Source organism: Chitinophaga oryzae (assembly GCF_012516375.2).
Classification (GTDB): Bacteria; Bacteroidota; Bacteroidia; order Chitinophagales; family Chitinophagaceae; genus Chitinophaga; species Chitinophaga oryzae.
On the sequence record NZ_CP051204.2, the window covers coordinates 7,213,335 to 7,236,926 of the forward strand.

Genomic DNA, 23,592 nt, shown 5'->3' on the forward strand with positions numbered 1-23,592 from the left:
TTTGTTATCTGACAAAAGCGGCGGCGATACCGCCATCCACGTTGAGTACGTTGCCGGTGGACTTGTGAAGGAGGCCTCCGGCCAGGGCGAAGCACGCGTTGGCGATATCTTCCGGCAGGATGATCTCATTCAGCAGGGTACGTTTGGCATAGAAGGCGGGCAGTTCGGCTACGGTGATGCCGTATGCTTTGGCGCGGCCTTCCGCCCAGGCGCCTTCCCATATTTTACTATCGGAGATGACCGCATCCGGGTTGACAACGTTGACGCGTATACGATCTTTCCCCAGTTCTGCTGCGTTGAGCCTGCTAAGGTGCAGTTGCGCTGCTTTAGCCGAGCCATAGGCGGCATTATCCGGGCCGCTCATGAGGGCGTTTTTGCTGACGATGTTGATCACGTCGCCGCCGAGCTGTTGTTTTCTCATCACTTCCACGCCTGCCTGGGTAACGAGGAACTGTCCTTTTACGAGCACGTCGTAGAGTAGGTCCCAGTCCGCCTCCGTATGGGCTTCCAGCGGTTTGGAGATAGAGAGGCCTGCGCAGTTTACGATCAGGTCTACCCCGCCGAAGCTGAGGGCCGCCTGAGCGAAAGCCTGATGGATGGTGGCCGGGCGGGTAACGTCGAGCAGTGCGGCCGCAAATGCGTCTTTACCGACCTGCTGTTCAAATTCGCGGCCTGCGTTCTGCAGGCGGGCTTCATCGTTATCGCTGATCACTACCACGGCGCCTTCCGCCACAAACTTGCGGGCGATGGCTTTACCGATGCCGCCGGCGCTGCCGGTCACCAGAGCCACACGGCCGCTGAGCGCTTTGGGCTTCGGCATCCGTTGCAGTTTGGCTTCTTCCAGCAACCAGTATTCTATATTGAAAGCTTCCTGCCTTGGTAACGAAATATACTCAGAAATTGCTTCAGATCCACGCATTACATGGATAGCGTTGATATAAAATTCAGCGGCCACGCGGGCTGTCTGTTTGTCTTTGGCGAAGGAGAACATGCCGACGCCGGGCCACAGTATCACGACCGGGTTGGGATCGCGCATAGCGGGGCTGTTATCATGTTTGCACTGCTGATAATATTCCGCGTACATGCGACGGTAGGCTTCAAACAGGGGAGCTATCCTGTTCTTTATGGCCGGCAGGTCATGGAGGTCCTCCTCCGGGGCGAGGTCCAGCACGAGGGGGGAGATTTTCGTCCGCAGGAAATGGTCGGGGCAACTGGTGCCCATGGGCGCCAGGCGGTGCAGGTCTTTCGCGTTGATGAATTCCATCACGTCCGGCGCGTCCGTAAAATGGCCGACCATCGACTGGTAAGAAGACGCGAAGCCTCTCAATACCGGAGCCAGTGCGGCGGCCTGGCTGTGGCGTTGTTCCGCCGGCAGTTCCGGTATCGCGCGGCCACCGAATACGGCAGGTTGCTGCGCTACTTTCGCATCGATATAATCCGCCGCTTTGTCGATCACCTCCAGTGTGTTCAGGTAACATTCATACGCCGTATCGCCCCAGGTAAAGAGGCCGTGGGAGCCGAGAATGATGCCCCGGATCCCCGGGTTGTCGTGCAGGCATTTCCGTAGCTGCAGTCCCAGGTCGAAGCCAGGGCGCTGCCAGGGCACCCATCCGATGGCGCCTCCGAACAGTTCCTGCGTGATCTGTTGCCCGTTTTTCGCGGCAGCGATCGCAATCACCGCATCGGGGTGCAGGTGGTCGATATGTTTGAAGGGCAGGAACGCATGCAGCGGGGTATCGATGGATGGAGGCCGGGAGGCAGGATCATACAAACAGAGGTTGAACAGCTCCACCATCTCGTCTTCAAAGGCGATGCCGCGGTATACGTTCTCCAGGTTGCGGAGGCGGTCAGTATATAACGCCGCGAGGCCGTTGCGTTTCAGGGTGCCGAGGTCGCCGCCGGAGCCCTTCACCCACATGACTTCCGTTTTGCTGCCGGTGAGCGGGTCCGGCACCACGGCTTTACAGGAAGTGTTGCCGCCGCCGTAATTGGTGAGGCGCAGATCGGCGCCCAGCAGATTGGAGCGGTATATCAGCAGCGCTACCTCATCGCCGGCCATAGCCGCCGCTGTAGCTTCATCCCATAAATAACTGACATTTTTAAACTGTGTTCTTTCCAGCGACATACAAATATTTATTTAAGAGAATTTCCGTAACCAACGATTAATACAGAAAGGAGGATAGTGAGATTACCGGCGATGATGGTAGCTTTGGCTTTTGTGCTGACGCCTTTCCACTCTTTCAGTACCAGTCCCCACAGGTTAGCGATCAGGATGATAAAAGCCATGTGCAGTATCCAGGAGCTGGCGCCGTTGCCCAGTTTGCTTTCACCCATGCCATAAAAGAAAAACTGCAGGAACCAGGTCACCCCCGCCAGCGCAGAGAAAAAGTAGTTGGCCGCCAGCGGGGTCTTTTTATCCGTATAATCCTTATAGGAGCGGTTGCGTACATTCAGCAGCAGGCACCATACCAGGTTGGTGGTAAGGCCGCCCCAAAGGAGCACCACATAGGTAACGTTGTTCTGGTATAAAGGTTCAAGTCCGCGTGCCACCGCCATCTCCGCCATGCTCTTTCCCGCCTCTATGCCGTATACAAAGCAGGAACTGAGAATGCCCGAGATGACGCCTACTATCAGTCCCTTTATCACATTAAACTCTGCCACCGCTTTTTTCTTTTCTTCTTCCGGCAGTTCCTTTTCCTTCATCATGCCTGCTTTGCCGCAGATACAGATGCCCACGAGGCATACCAGCATGCCTGCCAATACCACCTGCCCCCAGGTACTGCCGATCATGTCCGACAACGATGTTTTCCCGGCCGCAGGCGCTATGTTATAGTATATTGCCGGCACCAGTGCGCCGAACAGCGAGCAGCAGCCCAGCATCACCGAGTTACCGAGCGACATGCCCAGGTAACGGATGCCCAGCCCATAGGTGAGGCCGCCGATGCCCCAGAGGAGCCCGAACATATAGGTGGCTCCCAGTGTGCTCCAGGACGCCTGCGCTATCAGTTCAGCGAACCCCGGCAGGGTGAGCCATGCCGCTAACGGGGGTGCTATCAGCCAGGAGAACAGGCCGCCGGCGAGCCAATACGATTCCCATTGCCAGCCTTTTACTTTCTTGAAGGGCATGTAGAAACTGCCCGAGGCGAAGCCGCCTATGAAGTGGAATATAATACCTGCGATTACAGCCATGTGGAATTTTTGTATCTGTTTTTTACTAAAGTAGATAAATCAGCGGGCCGGGCTGTCATGGACTGTTATGGGGCGGTATAAATTCACTGTGGCACTACATTCCGGCCTTTTTACACAATACTGCAATTTTCAAAAAAATGATCCCCGGAGGATCACCTGGATCGGTTTTCGATCATTTACAAGTGGTTAACATTTAAGGAAATGGATTGACGGATATTGCGGAATATTAACAAAAACAACCGGATAATGTTTGTCCGCTGGTAAAAACGTAAACGCAGGAAAACTTTCAAATCGAGCTGTCAAGTAATCCTTGACAGCTCGCATAAGAAATTAAAAACCAATAAATTAAATACAACAAAAGTAAACATGTTGCTAAAAGCAGAGTAAAATATGGTCGATTTGTCAAAACAAAATTACTTTGCAGAAATGCACCATATAACTCATGTTCATAAAAAATAAGCACATGGTTCATCTTTCGTCATTAAACAACAAACATATGCTTATCTATCAAACACAGGATGGACAAACGTCTATTGATGTCAAACTGGAAGATGACACAATATGGCTTACTCAGGTTCAGATGGTTGAGTTATTTCAACAAACTAAACAAAACATTAGCCTTCACATCAACAACATTTACAAGGAGGAAGAATTAGAAAAAACCGCTACAATCAAAGAATCATTGATTACACGAGCGGAAGGCACCCGACAAGTAACCAAACAAACCAATTTTTACTCTCTTGACGTCGTCATTTCAGTAGGTTATCGTGTTAAATCACGTCGAGGCACCCAATTCAGGATCTGGGCCAACAAGGTGCTTAAAGATTATCTGGTACAAGGCTATGCCTTGAACGAGCAACGGCTGAAAGAACAGAGCGAGCAACTGACGTCGCTCAAAAACACCATCCGGCTATTGGGGAACGTAATGGAAAGTCAGCCCCTGCAAGCTGACGAAGCAACCGGTCTGTTGAGGGTCTTAACTGACTATGCCTATGCATTGGACGTATTAGACAAATACGACCATCAACAACTCGCTATAGCGGAAACTACTACTAATGCTATCTTTCAGATCACCTACTCAACCGCCATGGAAGCGATTCACGGCCTGAAAGACAAGTTTGGAGGCAGCAGTTTATTTGGTAACGAGAAAGATGATTCATTTCGCAGCTCACTGACTACCATCTATCAAACCTTCGATGGCAAGGAACTATATCCCAGCATTGAAGAAAAAGCAGCGCACCTGTTATATTTTGTAATTAAAAACCATTCTTTTTCAGATGGCAACAAACGGATTGCTGCTTTTCTCTTCATATGGTTTATGGAGAAAAACAATCTGCTTTACAAGCCCGATGGTTCAAAGCGTATTGCAGACAATGCACTCGTAGCATTGACATTAATGATTGCAGAAAGTAAAGCGGACGAGATGGACATGATGATCAAAGTAGTGGTTAACCTCATCAATATTTTGAACTAGCTTTCTCTTATATATATCTGTATTTGGACAATTACTCCCCTTCCACCAACATCTGTTTCCGCAGGTTCATGATCGCGTAACGTACCCTGCCTAAGGCGGTATTGATACTGATACCAATCGTTTGGGCCATCTCTTTGTAACTCAGGTCTGCATAATATCGCAAGATCACCGCTTCGCGCTGCACCGGCGGCAGCTGGTCCAGCATAGCGCCGATCTCCTGGTTGGTCTCATGCGTGATCAGGTGATGTTCGGCGCTGTGTTCCATCAGGTCCAGGCTGTCACCCATCTCATCATTATAGGGAGCTACCATCGTTTTACCCCAGGCGCTGGCTTTACGGAAATGGCTGATACAGCAGTTGTGGGCAATCCGTACCGCCCAGGCCAGGAAACGGTTGTTGTCGGCATATTGCCCGCTATGCAGGGCGTTGACAATCTTGATGAATACTTCCTGAAAAATATCTTCTGCCAGATCGCGGTTGCGTACCAGCAGCACGATAGTGGTATATAATCTGTTTTTATGACGATGTACCAGCGTGGTGAACGCATGGTTATCGCCGTCTACGTACAGGCGAATCAACTCGTGGTCGGTAAAATCAGAATACTTGTTCATACACAGGTTTCAAGCGTTAAAAAAATAGGTTCAGGAAACGGTCTCCCTCGACAGGGAGACCATAGTTTCTATATGCTGGAGGCTATGAGTAAATAACCTAGTCTTGCAGGTTCAGCGCCTGCCGAACCTGGCTATAATTTTTCCAGTCCAGACTGCCGGCGGAACGGGCAGACACGCCACCCGGCACGATCACGTAACGGTACTGATAACGTTTACCAGCGGTAGTTGTCTGGGTACTGGGATTACCATTGGAAATAAGATTGATGGATTTGGAAGCAGCCACGTAACGGATCAGCGTGCCAAACTCATCGGTGTAGGGCAACAGCACGATGCTCTGCTGGGAAGCCGTCCCGAGATTGATATACACGTTCACCAGCGCATTGGCCAATACGGCAGAATCCAGTTTAGGTGCATTGATAGCGGCAGCGTACAACACCGTGTCTACCGTGCCATCAGGATTGGTCACTGTCTGCGCGCCCTGAAAACGAACATCCAGCCAGCCGGAATAAATAACGTTGGCAGATCCCGGATCGCCCGGATCACCTTTAGGGCCCTGCGGGCCCTGTGTGCCATTGGAACCGGCAGGACCGGCAGGCCCCTGCGGACCGTCTTTAGAGCAGGACATGAAGCATACTACAACAGAAAGAATAAGTGCATAGGGCATGCAGCGCAATACTTGTTTCATCATTACAATTTGAGTTTAAGTGTTTATTTTGATTGATATTTCTACCATACATTCCGCGGACAGGTGTCCCCGTATTTGTTTCCCAGCAGGAATCCGATCATGATCTCATGCGATCCCTTGCTGACAGTGTTCAGCGTCGACGCCGTATAGTCATACGAGTAACCGATATTGAAAGTGGAATTGATGTTCACCCCGAACATGCCCGCCACGCCGTCATGCAGGCGATATGACGCCCCGGCCCAGAAACGGTCGCGGAACATCATGCGCGCATTAACATCCACGCTTACCGGCATAGCCGTAATGAACTTCACCATCACAGAAGGCAGCACGTTGATATCATCGTTGATCCATAAGCGGTAACCTGTCGTGAAGAAGAGGTGTGGCACCAGCTTCCCCTGGTACAGGCTGTCGCCCGCCAGCTTGCCGTTATCGAAACCGATTTTCTGCGGGATGATATTCTGTGCGGAAGCCCCCGCAAAGAAATCAGCGGCATACAGCCACAGGCCAGCGCCGATGTCCGGGCGCCAGCGGTTCAGGATACCCGTGCCGTTGATGGCGGGATCGTTAGGGTCCAGGAAACCTACCTTGCCGGCATCGAGGCTCACCTGCTGCATACCGAGCGACAAACCGGCACTCAGGCTCATCGTGGGCGACAGGTTGATATGATGCGCATAAGCGGCGCTGATGGCGAAGCGGTTGAGCGGGCCGGCCTTGTCATTCAGGATGGTCAGGCCTGCGCCGGGGTGCGGCGGAGGTGTCGTATAGTCGCGCCAGTAGGCTTTGCCCCGCGGGTTTTCTCCCTGCATCTCAAAACCTGTAGGCGAAGCACTGCTGTAATCCGATTTGCGCAACGGCCCGTGCACCGTCAGGTAGGTGGTCACCGGCGCACCATTCAATCCCGCCCATTGATGCCGGTGGCTCAGGCGCAGGTCCCAGTAGTTTTCTATTCCTGCCACAGCAGGATTGATGATGAAAGGATTCATGATATACTGTGTGTAGTGCGGCTGTTGCTGTGCCTGCACCCACATCGCCATCAATCCTATCAGACCAGTTAACACAAACTTTTTCATGACTCAATGTTTTAGGTTAAAAACAGGCCCGCTCCTATTTCTTCAGTATCGTGAAGATGGTCCTTCTGTTCTGCTGTCTTCCTTCCGGGTTGTCAGATCCATCCGGCAGCGTATTCGGCGCTATCGGCATGGTGGCGCCATAACCTTTGTAGGTGAGGCGGCGCGCCTCGATTCCTTTTTCCACGAGATAGTCTACGCAACTTTTGGCGCGTGCTTCAGACAACCTTTGGTTGTAGCGTTTGCCACCTTTGCTGTCGGTATGGGCCGCCAGTTCAATCTCCATTTCGGGGTTCTCCTGCAGTAGTGTTACCAGTTTATCCAGCGACGCAGAGGATTCGGGTTTCAACGTGGCTTTATCATAGTCGTAGTACACATTTTCAAGCGTTACCGGCGACGGTGGCGTCACAATTGGGGTAAGGCACAGCGCCGGCGCGGTAATAGCGGCGGTATCTTCATTTTGCGGCAGGTCGATATGTTGCGTTCCCTGCGTATAACCCACGGCGTTAGCAATGGCTACCAGCGGTTGATATTCATCCAGCGTAAAGGCATAGCTGCCATCGGCGCCGGTGCTGCGGGTGGTGACCACCTGGTGGCTAACGGTATCGATGATACGCACTTCTGCTCCCGCTACAGGCGTGTTACTGTTACACGCCACTACAACACCGCTCAGCTGCCGCGCAGGACGGGTTTTATGCAGGAAGAAAAGTTCGAGGCAACATTCCGCCGCCCTGTCTGTACCCAGCAGCACATCGTCGAGCAGATTACGGTTGTTGCTCCTGCTGGCGAAATAAATGTCATCTTTAACGGAGTTGACCGGATAGCCCATATTCACCGGCGCCTGAAAGTTGCCCGGCTCTCCTTTGCTGCTAAAGAAATCATAGCCGCCCATGCCGGTCCTTCCATCGGTAGAAAACACCAGCGTGCGGGTAGCCGCATGATAGTAGGGCGCCTGTTCATTATCCGCCGTATTGATCACCTCACCGAGATTAGCGGTGCTCACAGGCTTGCCGGTTTCATCCAGGGTGGCGTACCACAGGTCAAACCCTCCCTGGCCGCCGGGGCGGTCGCTGGAATACAGCAGGTGTTTGCCGTCAGGCAATACAAAAGGCTGCTGTGTATTGCTGCCCGGCACATTGATCACCGCATCCAGCGCTACCGGCTCGCTCCAGCCGTCGCCGCTTTTACGGGACACCCAGAGGGAAGTAACTTTTTTACCATGATCTATCTGCCAGCGGGTAAGAAACAACTGCTGCCCGTCGGGCGTGATGCTGACAGCTCCCTGGTGCAGGGATTCAGGCTGAGCCACCGGCAGCAGTTTAATATTGGCAGCCTGTCCGTCTGTATAATCGGCGGTGTACACCCTGTTGACGAAACCTTTGTTTTTGGCAGGGTCCGGACGGGTGGAGGTAAACAGCAACGCACCATCGGCCGTCCATAGCGGCGCGTAGCTGGCGCCGGTGGTATTCAGTGCCGCCGGCGCTTTGCGTATTTCATAGAGGGAAAGGTCAGACCGTTTCAATTGAGCATTGACAAATGCGAGGTTATTCACTTCCCGTTCGGCAGCTGCACTGTAACCATCTTTGGAGCCGTAGCCCTGCAGAAAATTGCGGAACGCTTTCTCTGCGTCTTCATATTTACCGAGGGCACGGAGGGAAACAGCATAATAATAGGCTGCCAGCGGGAAATTTTTCGCGTCGGCTTCGAGCGCCGCTTCGTAATGCGGCGCCGCCTTCTCGTAGTTATGCAGGTTGCGGTAGCTCTCCGCCAGTTTGTATACCGCCTGCTGCGCGCTGCTTACCGGCACCGTCGTTCTACGGCTGGCATTCACCGCCGCATAAGGTTTATAGGAGTCCTGCCGGAAAGATTTGTTCCGGGTGCCGAGGTATTTTTCATAATACTGCACCGCCGAACTATAGTCTTCCTTTTTATAGTATTGATCGGCCGCTTTCAGGTAATCGTAGGTAAACTGCGCCTGTAGTGTCATAGCGGCCAGTAAAACGGATGCGGTAAATAATATTTTTTTCATGAGATGTCTGTTACATGTAGAGATGAATTACAAACGCGGGCATACAAATTCCACTTCCGGTGTCTTCACTTTCCTCCGTCCGATAAAAGTGAGCGACACTTCGAAGCTGTTGGAACCGCGGGCCATCTTGCTCAGGTCTGAGGTATTGATATCATAGCTCACACCCAGCATCATGCTCTTGTAAATAAAACCGGCATGGGTGGTGAAGGCATCTTTTAAGCGATAGTTCAGGCCCAGCAGAAAATCCGTTTCGGGCGCCGCTTTCAGCTGTCCATAGGCGCCGATCATTTTCTCCTGTGCCGGTCCCTGTGCCATAAACAGGAAGTTGGGCGTAATACTCAGGATATCCGACAACGTTAGCTTCACACCACCATGCACATTAAAGCGCATCGGGAAACGGGCATCACCGGCAGCAGCGAACTGGTCCTGCGGGCGGGTGAGATGTATTACGGAAAAACCGCCGTAGATATTGAACTTCTTACCGGGCGTGGCGTCGTAATAGAGTGCGCCGGCGCCGGCATCAAAAGAAAGCGAGGATGTCCGGGTGAGCACGTCCGTCACCGGGTTACCGGGGTTATAACCGGTTACCGGGTTCCACTGCTCACCGAAGGTGAGCTTGGAAGGATCGAAACGGCGCTGGATAAACCCCAGCTGCAGCCCGAAGTTGAGCTGGTGATAATGCGCGGCGTCCAGCTTCACACCGGTGTAAGCGGCGCTTATATAACCGGTGGTATAGTTGTACCCGCCATCACCGGCAGCCTGGTTCAGCACACTGGCGCCGAAGTTGATATTTTTGGCGGTCGGCACTTCGGCCGTGATACCGTATGTTTTAAACGGGCTGATATTTCCCCATTGCGTGCGGTATATCGCAGCTATCCGGTAGTCTCCGTCAAAAGCGCCGGTCAGCGCCGGGTTGAGCCACGACGGATAGGTATAGTACTGCGAGAAATGCGGGTCAGCCTGGGCCATCGCCCTGGAGCAGGCGAAGAGGGCTGTCACTGACATGAGCCATGTTGCAATTTTTATTCTCATTTTGTGTCCGTGTTTTATGTGAATAATGTTCGTTATCGGATGATGGCTACATACCCTGACAGCGGCGCAAACCCGTTACGCAGGGTGATGACGTAATAGTAGGTGCCGACCGGCAGCGGGTTGCCTTTAAAGCTGCCGTCCCATGGCTGTGGATAACCGGTGGACTGGTACACCCGTTGGCCATAGCGGTTGAAGACCTCCACTTTGCTGTCCGGATAGTCGCTCAGGTTATAGATCACCCATTTATCATTGATATTATCGCCGTTGGGAGAGAACGCATTCGGCGGCAGCACCGGTTTCAGCACTTTGACAGACAGCTGGTCTTTAGCAGTACAGTTGTGTTTACCGGTAGCAGTCAGCGTGTATACCTGGTCGTGCATAGCCGGGATAGAGGGCGACAGCAGCGTCGGGTTCGGGAAATCGGCCGCTGGTTCCCACCGGAACTTCAGGTTCACGGAATCATTGGCCGTAGGCCTGAAAGTGATCACCGTTCCCTGCGGCACTACAAAAGACTGTCCGGCATCGATCACGGGTTGCAGGTACACCACCACTTTGCTGGTGAACGGTGCTGACGTGCAGCCCGCGGCGTTGGTCACTTTCAGTTTTACGCCGTATTCACCGGGCTCGGTATATTTCTTCACCGGGTTCTGCGCACTGGAAACAGAACCATCGCCAAACTCCCATGCCCAGGTGGTGATATTGCTTTTAGCGTCGGTACTCTGGTCGGTGAACGTGTTGTCTGTTCCCTGACATAAGGTGTCCGGAGATACTTTGAAAGAAGCGACCGGCTGGCCGAAGAAGGCTTCCATGCGCTTGGTGGCGCTGGCGCTGCAACCGAAGGAGGATGTGGCGGTCAATACTACATCAAACGGACCATAGGCGGTATAGTTATGCAGCGGGTCTTTCAGCGCGGAGGTAGCGCTGCCATCTCCAAAGTTCCACTGCCATGTAAGCGTTGACTTATCAGTAATTGTGCTCAGGTTGGTGAACTGCGCACTGCCTTCCGGCATACATATCGCCGCCGGCAACCGGAAGTTCACTTCAGGCAGCGGATGCACGCCCACCGTCATGGAGGCGGTATCACTCAGGCACTGATGATCGCTGACAGCCACCAGTTTCACAGTGTAACTGCCCTCGGCGGTATACACCACGTTAAACGGTGTGTTGTTATTGACCTGTGTCTGCTGCCCTTTACCATCGTCCCATTTCCAGGTACTGATGACGCCACCGGTAATGGTGGACTGGTCAGTGATCAGGGCTGGCTGGCCAAGGCAGACATTGGCCGTAGCGGTAAAGGTGGCCGTGGGTTTAGGATATACCACCACGTCTGCCGCCACGGAGTCCGCACAGCCCGTGCTGGTATTGAACACATACCAGATTTTATGCGTGCCTGCTCCCGCCACGGAAGGCGTGAAATTACCGGAAGAATCGGTCGCCGGGCCTTTGTAGTAGCCCTTGCCGGTTACCCCGTTCTGTACGGTCGCATTGGCCACTTTGATACTTCCTTTCACGTTTACGCATACCCCGTTTACCGGTGCATATGCCAGTTGTGGTTTCAGCTTGAAGCTGGCAGTGACGGTCGTATCTTTCGTACAGCCTTTATCGGTAGTTACCTTGTATTTGATCGTATAGGTGCCAAACTTCGTATAGGCATGCGTAGGCGACGCCAGCAGCGAAGTGTTAGGATTGGCGGGCGTAGCGCCTGCGTCGCCAAAATCCCAGCTGTGGCCGGCCAGCGTTTGCGCATCGGGTACCGTGGCGGTACTGGTAAACTGCACCACACCATTTACCGGCAGGCAATCGCCGGGGAAAGTAAATGCGGCATATGGCTTCGCGTATACCGTAATGGTTTTGGTAACGGTGTCACTGATACACAGATCGCTCACCTTTACCATATGCTTAACGGTATAGGATTTATGGCCGCCATATGTCATAGACTCCGGCGCGTTGGTAGTGGCTTTCTTTACAGAATCGTTGCCAAAGTCCCAGTACCATTCTTTCAGCGGGGTTGTCCCACCGTAGGTGGAATTATCTGTCAGCTTCACGGGCGCGCCTTCGCACAGCGACGGCACATCGCTCGTGAAATCAGCCACCGGTTTGGCTACAGCCTTCACCTGGAAAGAGGTGTCGCCCACGCAACCATCGGTGGAGATCACCGTCAGTTTCACGTTGGCCTGTCCCGGCTGGAAAGCATGGTGCACTTCGATGCCGCTGTCCAGCGCCGGGCCGGGGAACTCCCATTTCCAGCGGTCGATCTTATAATCGGGCTGATTGTTTTGTCCTTTGAAGATGGCGCTGTCCAGCGTACAACCCGAATAGGCATAGCTGGATATCGCACGGGGCTTAGGCTTCACGGAAATGGTATATCCCACCTTTTCTGTATTGGTACAGTTCTCAATGGAAGGATGGGTAGACATTACCGTAATATCAAATTCCCCGGTATTGGTGAATTTATAGGATCCGGGCAAGGTGTATTTATAGTATGTGATGCCGTTGATCACCACGGTGGCGGCGGGCACCGGCGCATTTACGGTCACATCTGTATTGGGTGTAATGGCCGCTCCCAGCAGGCTCAGTTTCCACACCATTTTGGTGGGCTTGTAAGCCATCAGGATAGACAGTTGCACCGGTGTTTGTGTACAGGTAAAATCATTGGTGGCTTTAGATGTATCGTACTCGTTGTGAATAGAACCCACTGCGTTCAGGTTATTGATCAGCGTACCGGCGTTGTAGCCATAACTTTCTACGCTGCCAAGACCGTAGGTGGTGGCGGTAAAGGCGGAATCGCTGGTCACAATACATTGTGCCTGCGCCGCGCTCCAGCGTTTCACCACCACAGAATAACCGGAGAGGTTGGGGTGCAGATAGGAGGTATTGAACACCGGGCTACCGTCGATCAACAACGATCCGATACCGCCGGTGGGGATAATCAGCGTGAGGTAGTTGACCGTAATAAACTCCCGGTTGTTACGGTAAAAACCTGTTCTTTTAACAGCCTGTTCTATCGGGCTGAGGTACACCATCTCCGGATCTCCCAGCGGATCACTGTTGCCGCAGGAACCGGAAGACGGCATATATTGGGCTACCAGTATAGGTTTATCGGCTTCGATATAATCAGCGGTATTACTGTTGTACTCATAGTAAGAGTTGGCAATCAACGGGCCCATGACCGCGCCATTCTTTTTCACCACGGTAGCGGGATCTTTCACCACCACCTTATACATGGATGTCTGGTTGGAGGTAGGCGTATTGGAATGAGAATAGGGCGCCGTCAGGTAACGTTTACCCCATGCCTGGAAAGGGAACACCTGCTGGATATTGTTATCACCGCTGCCGCCGCTGTTGGTACACGACTGCGACGTACGGCTGCTGCCGGAGAAAACGGCCACGGGATAACATTCCCCGGCGGAATTACCGATAGACTTAACGGTCGTACCGGTGAGCTCCCGTCCTTTGGAACCTGACAGCGCACCGCCTACCAGCTGGTAGATATCGCCGCGGTTGAGGGTAACGGTAAACGGAACGCCCGGCGCACGGCCGTTACGGGTCAATACCGAAGGGGTGATTTCCACTACGGTATTGTTTTGGTTGGCTACCACAAACATCCAGGAAAAACAGTCAGAGGCATAATCCTGCTGACTGTTAACCGAGATATAGGAATAGCCCCACGTTTCTTCCGGCATCAGCATGGTGGCGCCGGAAGAGGCGCTGCCGAAGATGTGTGCATAGGCTACGATCGGCACATTACTGTGAATATGGATCGATTTATTGGTGAAGGTACCTTCACCGCCGGTGCCGCCGAACGAAGGCGGCGGTGAATACAAACGGGCGTCGTTGGCGCCTGTTTTTGGGATCAGGTCTGTTGCTATGACCGTATTGGCGGGAATGGTATAGGTCCGGGTCCAGGCGGTGCCGGTGATACTCACTGTTACCGTAGCGGCCTGTTCGGCGCTCAGGTACAGGATCATCTCCTGTGAATTACCGCCTCCCGGCTCCATGAACTGGTGATGTCCGTAGCCAACCCAGAAGTCTTTCCCTTTGTTGGAAAGATTCTGGGCGTGCGAACTAAAGGCTACGAACTGCAACACTAACACAGATATGGCCATGAGACATCGCTGTAGCCGTTGGCTACCAGGATGATTGGTTATTTTGGTAAACATCTTGTACAATTTTTCATCTTGAAATGATTATTGTTTGATGATCATCTTTGAGGTCCTTGTCCCATCTTCAAATAAGGCCCGCAACATATAAGGACCTTGTCCCAGTCCTGAAACCTGCACCAGGTTGTCTTTCCCCGGCGCGGCTATTCTCTTCACCTGCCTGCCGTCCAGCGCATAGATCACCAGCTCACGCAGGTTTTTCACAGATTTCACGCGCACGGACACAGAGGCCGGGTTAGGATAGGCAGTGATAGACCGGGCGCTGTTGACCAGGCTGTCTATTCCCTGCCGGCAGCTGGTAGCTGCTGCACGGGGAAACGCCCCATGCAGCAACGCAGCTGTAATTATGAAAGCAAGCAAGTACTTCATCACCTTACATTTTCGGGTTATCGGATCAGGTTGATCACTCCTTTCTTCTCCAGGGTGGAACCGTCTTTCAGTACAAGGTGACATACATAGATGTATACCCCTGAAGGCAAGGTTTTGCCTTTGTAAGTACCGTCCCATCCCATATCCTGGCTGTTGGACTCAAACACTTTTTCTCCCCACTGATCGAATATGGCGATGTGTAATTTGTTGATGATATAGCCATATACTTTCAGCACGTCATTCTTGCCATCGTTGTTCGGCGTGAACGTATTGGGGATGTAGATACCATCCGGCAGGGTTTTGCCTTCGGCCGGATCGGAGATTTTGTCTTCGCAACCTCTCACCTTCACAAGGAGCTTCACGCTCTGGGAAGGCTGCAGGCCGCTGATCACATGCTCCAGTCCTTCTCTGCCGGAAGACGGCTGCGTCCAGGTAAGGCCTCCGTCAGTGGACACTTCGTAGCTGGTAGCATTAGGCACCGCAGCCCATTTAAAGCGGATCAGGTTTACGCCCACAGTATCCACTTTCACGACAGGCGTCGTCAGCAATGGCAGCACATGTACGACCACTTTGGCACGGGTAGCGCCCGGACAGCCATGGTTGATGGCTTCGAGATAGTAGGTGCCGCTGACAGTGACGGCGGTGATCGTGTATACGTTGCCGGTAAACAGCAGGTTACCCCCTGCAGGAGCGTCGTACCAGTTGTACAGTACGCCTGCCTCCGGATCTTTCACGGCCAGCGAAGCGTCGCTGCCGCTGCACACCGTCAGGGAGTCTTTCACCACTGCGGCTACGCCCGGCGTATACACTTCCACATCTTTCGTGGTATCGCCGATACACCCTTCCGCAGCAACAATGCTGAGCTTCACTTTATGGATGCCGGGATATTTAAACTGTTTGGTGGTATCCTTCCGGTAAGCGTAGGTAGTATCCCCAAAATTCCAGTTCCAGGTGCTGATGCCCACGTTATTGCTCGTAGTGGCGCTGCCCGTGAACTGGGCCACGTCGCCCACACAACCGGAGTAGTTGCTGGTGAAGTTCACCACCGGCGCAGGTATTACCTTCATGGTAAGAATGGCCTCAAAAGTGTTATTACAGCTTTCGATGTCCGGATGTGAGATCTGGATCGGCACGTGGTAAGTGCCCGGCGCAGAGAACACATATTCATCCGGCAGCACGAAACGGTAGTAAGTGCGTTCGTTGGCGATCAGCGAATCTTTCGGCACCGGGTTGTTCTGGACCACGTCCACCGCAGGTGTCAGGTTCTTCACGGCGCTCAGCTTCCACGTGAGTTTGGTAGGTTTCACCGGTATCAGCATGGAGAAACGGAACGGCGTTTTCACGCAGGTGTAAGTGTTGTTGCTGCCGCTTGACGGGTTCAGCACGTTGCTGAAAGCCGGCAGGATATTGAGGTTCTTTACGAGTGTTCCGGCATTGTAACCGTAGCTTTCCACGCTGCCAAGACCGTAGGTGATAGCGGTGAAGGCCGAGTCGGCGACAACATTACATTGTGCGGCGTCAGCATCCCACCGTTTTATCACCACCGTGTAACCCTGGTAGTTAGGATGCGGATAAGTATGGTCAAACACGTTGCTGCCGTCGATCCGTAAAGAACTCAATCCGCCTGTTGGTATGATGAGGGTAAGATAGTTGGTGTTGATAGACTCAACGGTGTTGCGGTACAAACCGACTTGTTTGATACCTTGTTCCAGCGGGCTGACATAGATCATTTCCGGATCCCCGTCGCCGTTTGTATTGTCACAGGAGCCGCTGGATGACATATACTGCGCTACCATCACCGGCTGATTGGCTTCGATGTAGTCAGCGGTATTGCTTTCAAACTGGTAGAAGCGGTTGTTGATCAGGCCTGTCAACGTTATGCCGTTTCGTTTCACTACCGTGGCCGGGTCTTTTACCAGCACGCGGAAGATGTTGGTCATAAAGCTGGCAGCGTCATCGTCGATGGAAGTCGGCGCTGTCAGGTATTTTTTACCCCACGCCTGTGACGGGAAATTCTGCTGGATCAGGTTATCGCCGGAAGAACCGGTGCTGTTACCGCATCCGATGCCTGTGCGGCTGCTGCCGGAGAAGAAAGCTACCGGGAAGCATTTACCGTCGCTGTTGACGATGGAGCGTACATGGGAGCCGGACACGTCGTATCCGTCAGAACCGGCTTGCAGTGCGCCCAGTACCTGGTACACCTCACCTTTGTTCAGCGTCACGGTAAACGTCTGGTTGGCAGGTCTGCCGGACAACGTAGGCACGCTCGGCGTGATTTCCAGGGTGGTATTGTCATAATCCGCCACCACATAGAACCAGGAGTAGGTATCTGTAGAATAATTCTGCCTGGAGGTGAGGGCATAATAATCGTAACCATAAGTACCTACCGGCAGCAGCATGGAGGCGCCGGAAGAGGCGCTGCCATAAATATGCGCATAGGCTACAATGGGCACGTCGCTTTCGATGCTGATACCTCTGTCGGACCAGCCTTCTTCCAGCAGACGGGCATCGTTCATACCGCCTTTGGGCAGCGTTTCCGTGGTGATGGTTTTATTGGCCGGAATATGATAGGTACGTTCCCACGCGGTACCATTCACTCTGACGGTTACGTTAGAGGAATCTTTCGCATTCAGGTACAGTACCATCTGCTGGCTGTTGTCACCGGTGAAGAACTGGTGATGGCCGTAGCCCACCCAGAAGCGGGTGCCTCTGTTGGAGCTGTCTGCCGGCTGCAGCTGCTGCGGTGCAGAAGTGCCGCCATTCAGGCCGGTGAACTTATCGAAATAATGCAGGGTGCTGTCGGTGATCACGTTGGTGATGTCGTTCACCTTGCTGAGCGAATCTGTCTTCCATTTGTCCGTGCTGTCGGTCATCGCCAGCCGGATATCTTTCTGCCGCTTGATATATCCCTGCCATGGGTCCAGGTAGAACTGCTGGATATTGAAGTTGTACACGCCGCTGGCCGGGGTAACGTCCACGTCTGTATAGAAATACATGAAGTCTGTTCCCGGGGCGATATTCGGTGGTTTCACACCTGAATAACGGCGCACGGTCATATTGGAGGGCAAGGTGGCATCGTTCCAGGTGACCTTCGTCACGGTATCGGTACCAAACATGAACGTCTGGGTAACACCTGCTGCCGGAGCTGCCGGGAAAGCAGGTAATGCCGGCGGTACGGAGGTAGGCAGGAACTCATAGGCGCCCATGTCCGGCACGCCTTCCTGCAATGTTACCGGCCTCGGTTTACCGTCGATGTCTTTATCGTTGCCCGCTACCTGTACGCCACGGCCATGGATAGCCCATACTTCCGGATCGGTGAGCACCGGATGCAGGTCAGCCGGACTAACAAAGGCGGGTTTATACACCAGTGAATTGGCATCCAGACCGCTACCGGTACGGTAAGCCGCCAGTGTGCCGTAAGAGGTGCCCGGTGTATTTTGTCTTACCAACACAGAACCTCTTGTATACAGCGTGTTGTAATCGCTGTTCAGGAAGTTCGGATTGGCTACGTACATCGTACGGCCGGTATCGGCGGCGAAGATGTTATTTCTCACTTTCACCGGTGATGCAGAAGACGACGTATGCGAGAAATAAGCTGCATAGTTGTTGCCGCTGCTGGTGGAGGTATTGAGAATACTGTTGTTGAGATAATTGAGGTTATTGCCGGACTCACTGTAAACACCATACGAATTGCTGGCGGTGGTATGAATGCTCACCACGTTGTTGTTCACACTTATCCGGTTGGAATATGTCAGCGTAATACCTCTCAGCTCACCGGTATTGGCGGTGCGGGCGTAGATCTCGTTGCCGGTCACGCGGCCCGGAGCACCTGCTCCCGGCTGGCAGTAAGTAAGGTAGATCGCATATCCTTTGGAACCGGTATTATTGATATTGACTTTATTCCCCACAAGGGCAATGGCGGTATCGCAATCATCCGCATAGATACCGTACGCAGTACCCGCCAGGGTGCCGCTCAGGGTGATGGTGTTCTTTTGTGCCACCAGCCTGTTGACATACTCGGCATAGATACCGTAACTATAGGAACGGGTAATGGTATTGCTGTCGACAGTCACGCCGGGAGACATATTGTCGCCGTAGCTGTTCAGCCAGTACACGCCGTTACCACCTTCGGTGATGGTATTACCGGTGATCACGTTACCCTGGCCAAGACAGTTATTGGCGTATACGCCGGCGCTGTTGGTGCCGGAAGAAGTTGTTACCGGCAATGTAATGGCACAAAGCTGCAGGCTGTCGAAGGAAGCTTTCTTCGCAAACTCTACTGCCCTTGCATATGTAGTGCCGGTTGGTTTGAAGGTGATCTTTCTCCAGGTCACATAATCCACGCTGTCGAGCTTCAGCACGTAGTTCCGTGCGGAAGTACCTGCATAGGTAAGGACCACGTCTGCCGCATTACCGGAGGCGCTGCTGAAGGTCACCCTGTTCACGGCGGAGGCGCCGGGGATATGCCGCATGGTCAGCTGTTCGGTATATGTACCGTTGGCAGCGAGGAACAGCACCGGTCCTGCGATACCGCATTCCAGTTTGGATACGGCAGCGGCGAAGGACTGGAAGTTGGTGGTACTGGAAGGCTGCGCCGGGTTGATGGTGTAAGTGCCTGCCAGTAACGGATCATTCAGGTTCACTTTCACGGGCGTGGAGTATACTGTGTCCCTGTTGCTGCACACCACGGCGCAACGGTAGTATTTCTCGGCGCCGGCGATGGTATTGTAAACGCTCACATACTGGGTGTCGCTCACATATTTCCATGGACCCGCAGCATTGGCGGATACCTGCCACTGATAGGTCTGATGACCGCCCTTGCTGTTGCCCACGAGGTCCAGCTTGATGGCGGTGCCCATACAAATCGGCGTAGTCGGGTCTACCGTAGCGTTGCCGGCTACCGGCGGAGAAGTACATTCCGGGATGTTGATTTCAAAAGCACCCATATCCGGCGTGGTGGTGCTGCGGGTAACACCCAGGATATCTTTGGTAACACCTGCCGGGCGGCCGCTGTTATCCAGCGGAGAAATTACCGGCGCGAAATTACCGGCGGAAGGGTCCGCAAATACCGGCTCTACAGCGAGGGAGTTACTATCCAGTTTGGCCCCTGCACGCCAGTCGGCCAGTGTAGCGTAGTTGGTGCCGTTGTTACCGGTATAGGCGGTAGAACGGCTGCTCTTCACGAAGATATCGTTGTAATCGGATTTGAACTCTGCAGAAGCGGCAATAGAGATACCTGTCCTGCTGCCACCGCCTGCGCGGCTGATATCGAGAATATTATCGAGGAACTGAACGCCGGCCACCGTGCTGGACTGGTAAATACCGGTGGCTTCTGCGCTGCCGGTATTAACGGCATCGTTCAGTGCGACTGTATTATGGTAATACAGCGTAAAGTCGCTGCTGTAGTTATAGAATCCACGCTGGGTACCATTGCCGCGGATATCATAGATCACGTTGTTGATGATCTTCGCCGGGTTGGCAGCCGTAGCGTCGGCGCTGGTGAACTCAATACCATAGAAGGAGTTGGTCGTGCCGGTGGCGCCGTTAAAGAGACCGTGGATACGGTTGTTGCTGACAATGTTGCCATCACCTTTGCTGCTCACGCTAACGCCATAGTTGGAGTAAGACACGCTGCTGCGTGCGGTGCGGAAGATGTCGTTTTGGTCTACGATGGTATTTTCCGCATTGGACAGGTACACGCCGTAGGAATAGAACTCGCTGATGGCGTTGCTGTCAATACGGTTGCCCGCCGGAGAGCCCGTTGAAGCGCCGTAGATGATCACGCCGTAATAACCGCCGTCGATCTTATTGCCGCGTACCAGGTTACTGTCGCAAAGGTTGTTGGTACCGCTGCTGGTGCTGGCATCTGCGCCGTTGATCACTACGCCGGCCACGCTGGAGCTGGAAGAGGTATTATCCGTCAGGATGCGGCTATGGGTAATCCTGTTCTTGTCCGCATTGGCCAGCAGTTGTACGCCGTAGCCATAAGAACCGCCACGGGCGTCGATCACAAGATTATCGAAAGTGAAATAGTCCGCGCCACGCAGTTTGATCACGGCTCTTTCATTATCATCATCCGATGCGAACTTGATCGTGTTGCCATTACCGTTAAAAGTAACGGTATTGACAGCGGACATACCAGCGATGGAATCGAGGACCAGCTGTTCGGCGTAAGGGCCGGAGCCGGCTACTACGTTGAATACCACCGGGCCTGCTATACCGCATTCCATCGCCGCTTTGGCAGCGTTAAAGCTGACAAAGTTAGTGGCGCCGGACGGTGCTCCCTTGTTGATGGTATAGGTACCACCAGGGAAAGCCGGGTTCACGGTGAGCAGTACCGGCGCACTGTAGGCTGTGTTGCCGCTGCAGGTGACTGCCACGCGGTAATACAGGGTAGCCGTCGATGTTATCGTGGTATCCGGATTGGTCATCGGGTTGCCGATGTTGGAATAGGGGCCTCCTGCTGCACTGGCTGTTTGCCACTGGTAGCTCTGTCCCAGGCCGATGCTGTTGTTGATCAGGCTGAGTGACACCTTACGGTTGATACATACCGGTGTGGTGCTCACGGTAGCCTCGCCGGGCGTGGGGGGCGCTGTACACGGACCGGGCGTAAACTCATAGGCGCCGATGTCCGGTGTGGTGGTGCTGCGGGTATTGCTGTTAATATCGACAGTGATGCCCGCCGGCAGCCCTTTGTTATCCACAGAAGCGCTGGTAGGCTGGTAGTTACCGGAAGCCACGCCTGCAAACAACGGGTTGGAGGCCAGCGAAGCAGTATCCTGCAGGGAAGCGGTCTTCCAGTCAAGCAGTGAGCCGCGGTTAGCATTATAATAACCGGTAAAGCTGGTGCCGCCGGGTGCGGCCATATAATACAGGTTATTATTGGCATGGATAGTACCGGTGGTGGCACCGAAATATACAGCGTATTTGCTGCCGCCGCCACCACGGGTAACCGCGATGAGGTTGTTGACAAATTCAATACCATCCGCTTTGGAGGTCTGATAGAAACCACGCGCCGTATAGGTGGTGGTGCTGGTAGAAGTACCGTCCAGCGCAATGGTATTATGGAAATACCATACGTTGTCGGAGCTGGAGTTGTAGATACCGTAAGCATCTCCCCTGCCGGTGAAGTTATAGATCAGGTTGTTGGACACCACATTTTCCAGTTGAGACAACGCGTCCGTACCGGAAAAATAAATACCATAGCTGGCGCTCACGCTGGTGGGCGCGCCGCCAAAGGGATTACTGATGCGGTTGCGGGTAATATTGGCTTTGGTATTCAGGTTAGAGAAATTAATACCATAGAAGGTCGACACCGTAGCACGGGCCGGCCTGCTGATGATATTATTCTCTACTAACGTGTTAAATGATCCGCTGGCGTTCACCCCGGAGTTGTAGAATTCTGTGATCGTATTGTTGGTGATCTTATTGCTCATATTGGCCATAGTACTGCTTCCGGTGAGCACAATACCATAATAGCCACCCACAATTTTGTTGGAGGTGAAAGTATTGTTGTCGCACCTGGCATCACCGGAGGTGGTAGGTGATGAGTAGGAGCTGCTGATCACGATACCGGCATAGGCGGTACTGCTGGTAGATGTTGAATCCACCAGGATAGTGGAGTTCTTAATGGTATTAAAATCTGCGTCGTTGGTCAGGAAAACGCCCCAGCCATAACCGGAAGAACCGGTGCCGGTAGCTTTTATCACCAGGTTGTTAAAGGTGAAATAGTCGGCGTTATCCAGCTGGATTACTCCCCTGTTGGCAGAGGTGCCGGCGAACTGCAGCGTGTCACCGTTACCGTTAAAGGTAATGGTATTGGTGGCAGAAGCGCCGGGTACGGGCTTCAGTAACAGCTGCTCCGTATAGGGGCCGCTGTTAGCCACCACGTTAAATGTCACGGGACCGCTGATACCGCATTTGAGATAGTTGTAAGCATCGTTGAAGGAAGCAAAGTTGGTACCTCCCGTAGGCGCTCCCTTATTGATGGTAAACGTACCGGACACCAGGGTGGGCGATGTTACGTTTACGCTGGCAGAGGTAGCGGACTGTGTGCTGGTAGTACAGGTAACGATGCAACGGTACCAGGTGGAGGCAGACTGCGTAGTAGTCAGCATGCTCTTGGTGGCTCCTGCGATGTTGGTCCAGGTAGTATTGTTGGCAGACTGCTGCCATTGATAAGTCAGCCCGGAAGCCACGGTGGCGCCGGTCAGCCGCAGATCAAAGGTACCGTTCAGACATACGGTGCTCATACTGGAAACTGCGGTGCCTGCGGTGGGTGTACCGGTACAGGGCGTGGCAGGTATCCAGGAGAAGGTAATGTTCGGACGGGTGGTCATCGTACCGGTGTTGTCGGTTTCTATGGTACCGCAGAGGTTATTTTCGTTATCGGCGCGATAGGTATGCGAGCCGTTAAACGCCAATCCGGTGGTGAAGGCCACTTCGGGATTGTTGGAATAGAAGGTACCGGGATCGGTGACCGTAGCGCCGCTGCACACTTCCACCACAATGTTGTCTGTTCCGTTCCAGAAAAAGTTATTGCTGAAGGGAAAGTTGTTCACACCACTGAGGATGGTATAGTCCGCCGGGGTGCGTACCACGGTGGTGCCGGGCACCCAGGAGGTTTCATCGAGGGAGCTCACGGTAGTGCCGCCGATGCTGATCCCGTATCTTTCGATCACATCGGCAGTATTCAGGTTTTTAACGACGAACTTGATACCGGTAATATATCCCGGGGCCATACCGGCAGCGGAGAGCTCCGCTGCGGTAAACAGGTACTGTGCCCTGTTGCCTTCGAAATAGTCCTGTAACGGACAGGGATACCCGATATCGCTGTTCCCCGTGGTCCCGGTGCCGATGTTGATATCGGTCTGCGCCAGCAGACGACTGCTCAACATCAGCAGCATTCCGGCCACGAGGATGGTTTTGTGAATAAACGAAAGCGTATAATTTCTCATATAGAAAAACATTTGCTGGT

Annotated in this window: 11 protein-coding genes; 1 reads left to right on the plus strand and 10 read right to left on the minus strand. The window is 53.3% G+C overall.

What is annotated here, in order from left to right; translation table 11 throughout:
• Positions 1 to 4: 4 nt before the first annotated feature.
• Together HF324_RS28525 and rhaT are read right to left on the minus strand one after the other, a co-directional pair.
• Complete coding sequence (locus tag HF324_RS28525) at positions 5 to 2,125, minus strand: bifunctional aldolase/short-chain dehydrogenase (RefSeq protein ID WP_168806660.1); 2,121 nt, start codon at positions 2,123 to 2,125, stop codon at positions 5 to 7.
• Positions 2,126 to 2,133: 8 nt separating this feature from the next.
• Positions 2,134 to 3,189, minus strand: coding sequence for an L-rhamnose/proton symporter RhaT (gene rhaT / locus HF324_RS28530; RefSeq protein WP_168806662.1), 1,056 nt, complete (start codon positions 3,187 to 3,189; stop codon positions 2,134 to 2,136).
• A 496-nt stretch (positions 3,190 to 3,685) separates the two neighbouring features.
• Here rhaT and HF324_RS28535 point away from each other — a divergent pair, with 496 nt between their 5' ends.
• Positions 3,686 to 4,663 carry a virulence RhuM family protein/type II toxin-antitoxin system death-on-curing family toxin gene (locus HF324_RS28535; protein ID WP_246269312.1) on the plus strand — a complete coding sequence of 326 codons (978 nt, stop codon included), beginning with the start codon at positions 3,686 to 3,688 and terminating at the stop codon, positions 4,661 to 4,663.
• 31 nt (positions 4,664 to 4,694) lie between these two features.
• Here HF324_RS28535 and HF324_RS28540 read toward each other — a convergent pair whose 3' ends face one another.
• The 8 genes from HF324_RS28540 to HF324_RS28575 all read right to left on the minus strand — a co-directional run bounded on the left by HF324_RS28540 (position 4,695) and on the right by HF324_RS28575 (position 23,572).
• Positions 4,695 to 5,273 carry an RNA polymerase sigma factor gene (locus HF324_RS28540; protein ID WP_168806666.1) on the minus strand — a complete coding sequence of 193 codons (579 nt, stop codon included), beginning with the start codon at positions 5,271 to 5,273 and terminating at the stop codon, positions 4,695 to 4,697.
• A 97-nt stretch (positions 5,274 to 5,370) separates the two neighbouring features.
• Positions 5,371 to 5,961, minus strand: coding sequence for a collagen-like triple helix repeat-containing protein (locus HF324_RS28545; RefSeq protein WP_168806668.1), 591 nt, complete (start codon positions 5,959 to 5,961; stop codon positions 5,371 to 5,373).
• A gap of 38 nt (positions 5,962 to 5,999) precedes the next feature.
• Positions 6,000 to 7,028 (minus strand): PorP/SprF family type IX secretion system membrane protein, encoded by a 1,029-nt coding sequence (locus tag HF324_RS28550; protein WP_168806670.1) that lies wholly within the window; start codon positions 7,026 to 7,028, stop codon positions 6,000 to 6,002.
• Positions 7,029 to 7,062: 34 nt separating this feature from the next.
• Positions 7,063 to 9,054, minus strand: a complete 1,992-nt coding sequence (locus HF324_RS28555; RefSeq protein WP_168861415.1) for an OmpA family protein — start codon at positions 9,052 to 9,054, stop codon at positions 7,063 to 7,065.
• A gap of 27 nt (positions 9,055 to 9,081) precedes the next feature.
• Positions 9,082 to 10,086, minus strand: coding sequence for a PorP/SprF family type IX secretion system membrane protein (locus tag HF324_RS28560; protein WP_168861416.1), 1,005 nt, complete (start codon positions 10,084 to 10,086; stop codon positions 9,082 to 9,084).
• 32 nt (positions 10,087 to 10,118) lie between these two features.
• Entirely contained in the window at positions 10,119 to 14,246 is a 4,128-nt protein-coding gene (locus HF324_RS28565) for a PKD domain-containing protein (RefSeq protein ID WP_168861417.1), read from the minus strand.
• Positions 14,247 to 14,273: 27 nt separating this feature from the next.
• A complete protein-coding gene (locus HF324_RS28570) occupies positions 14,274 to 14,615 on the minus strand; it encodes a T9SS type A sorting domain-containing protein (protein WP_168806678.1) in 342 nt (113 codons plus the stop codon).
• 17 nt (positions 14,616 to 14,632) lie between these two features.
• Positions 14,633 to 23,572 (minus strand): Ig-like domain-containing protein, encoded by an 8,940-nt coding sequence (locus tag HF324_RS28575; RefSeq protein ID WP_168861418.1) that lies wholly within the window; start codon positions 23,570 to 23,572, stop codon positions 14,633 to 14,635.
• Positions 23,573 to 23,592 lie beyond the last annotated feature (20 nt).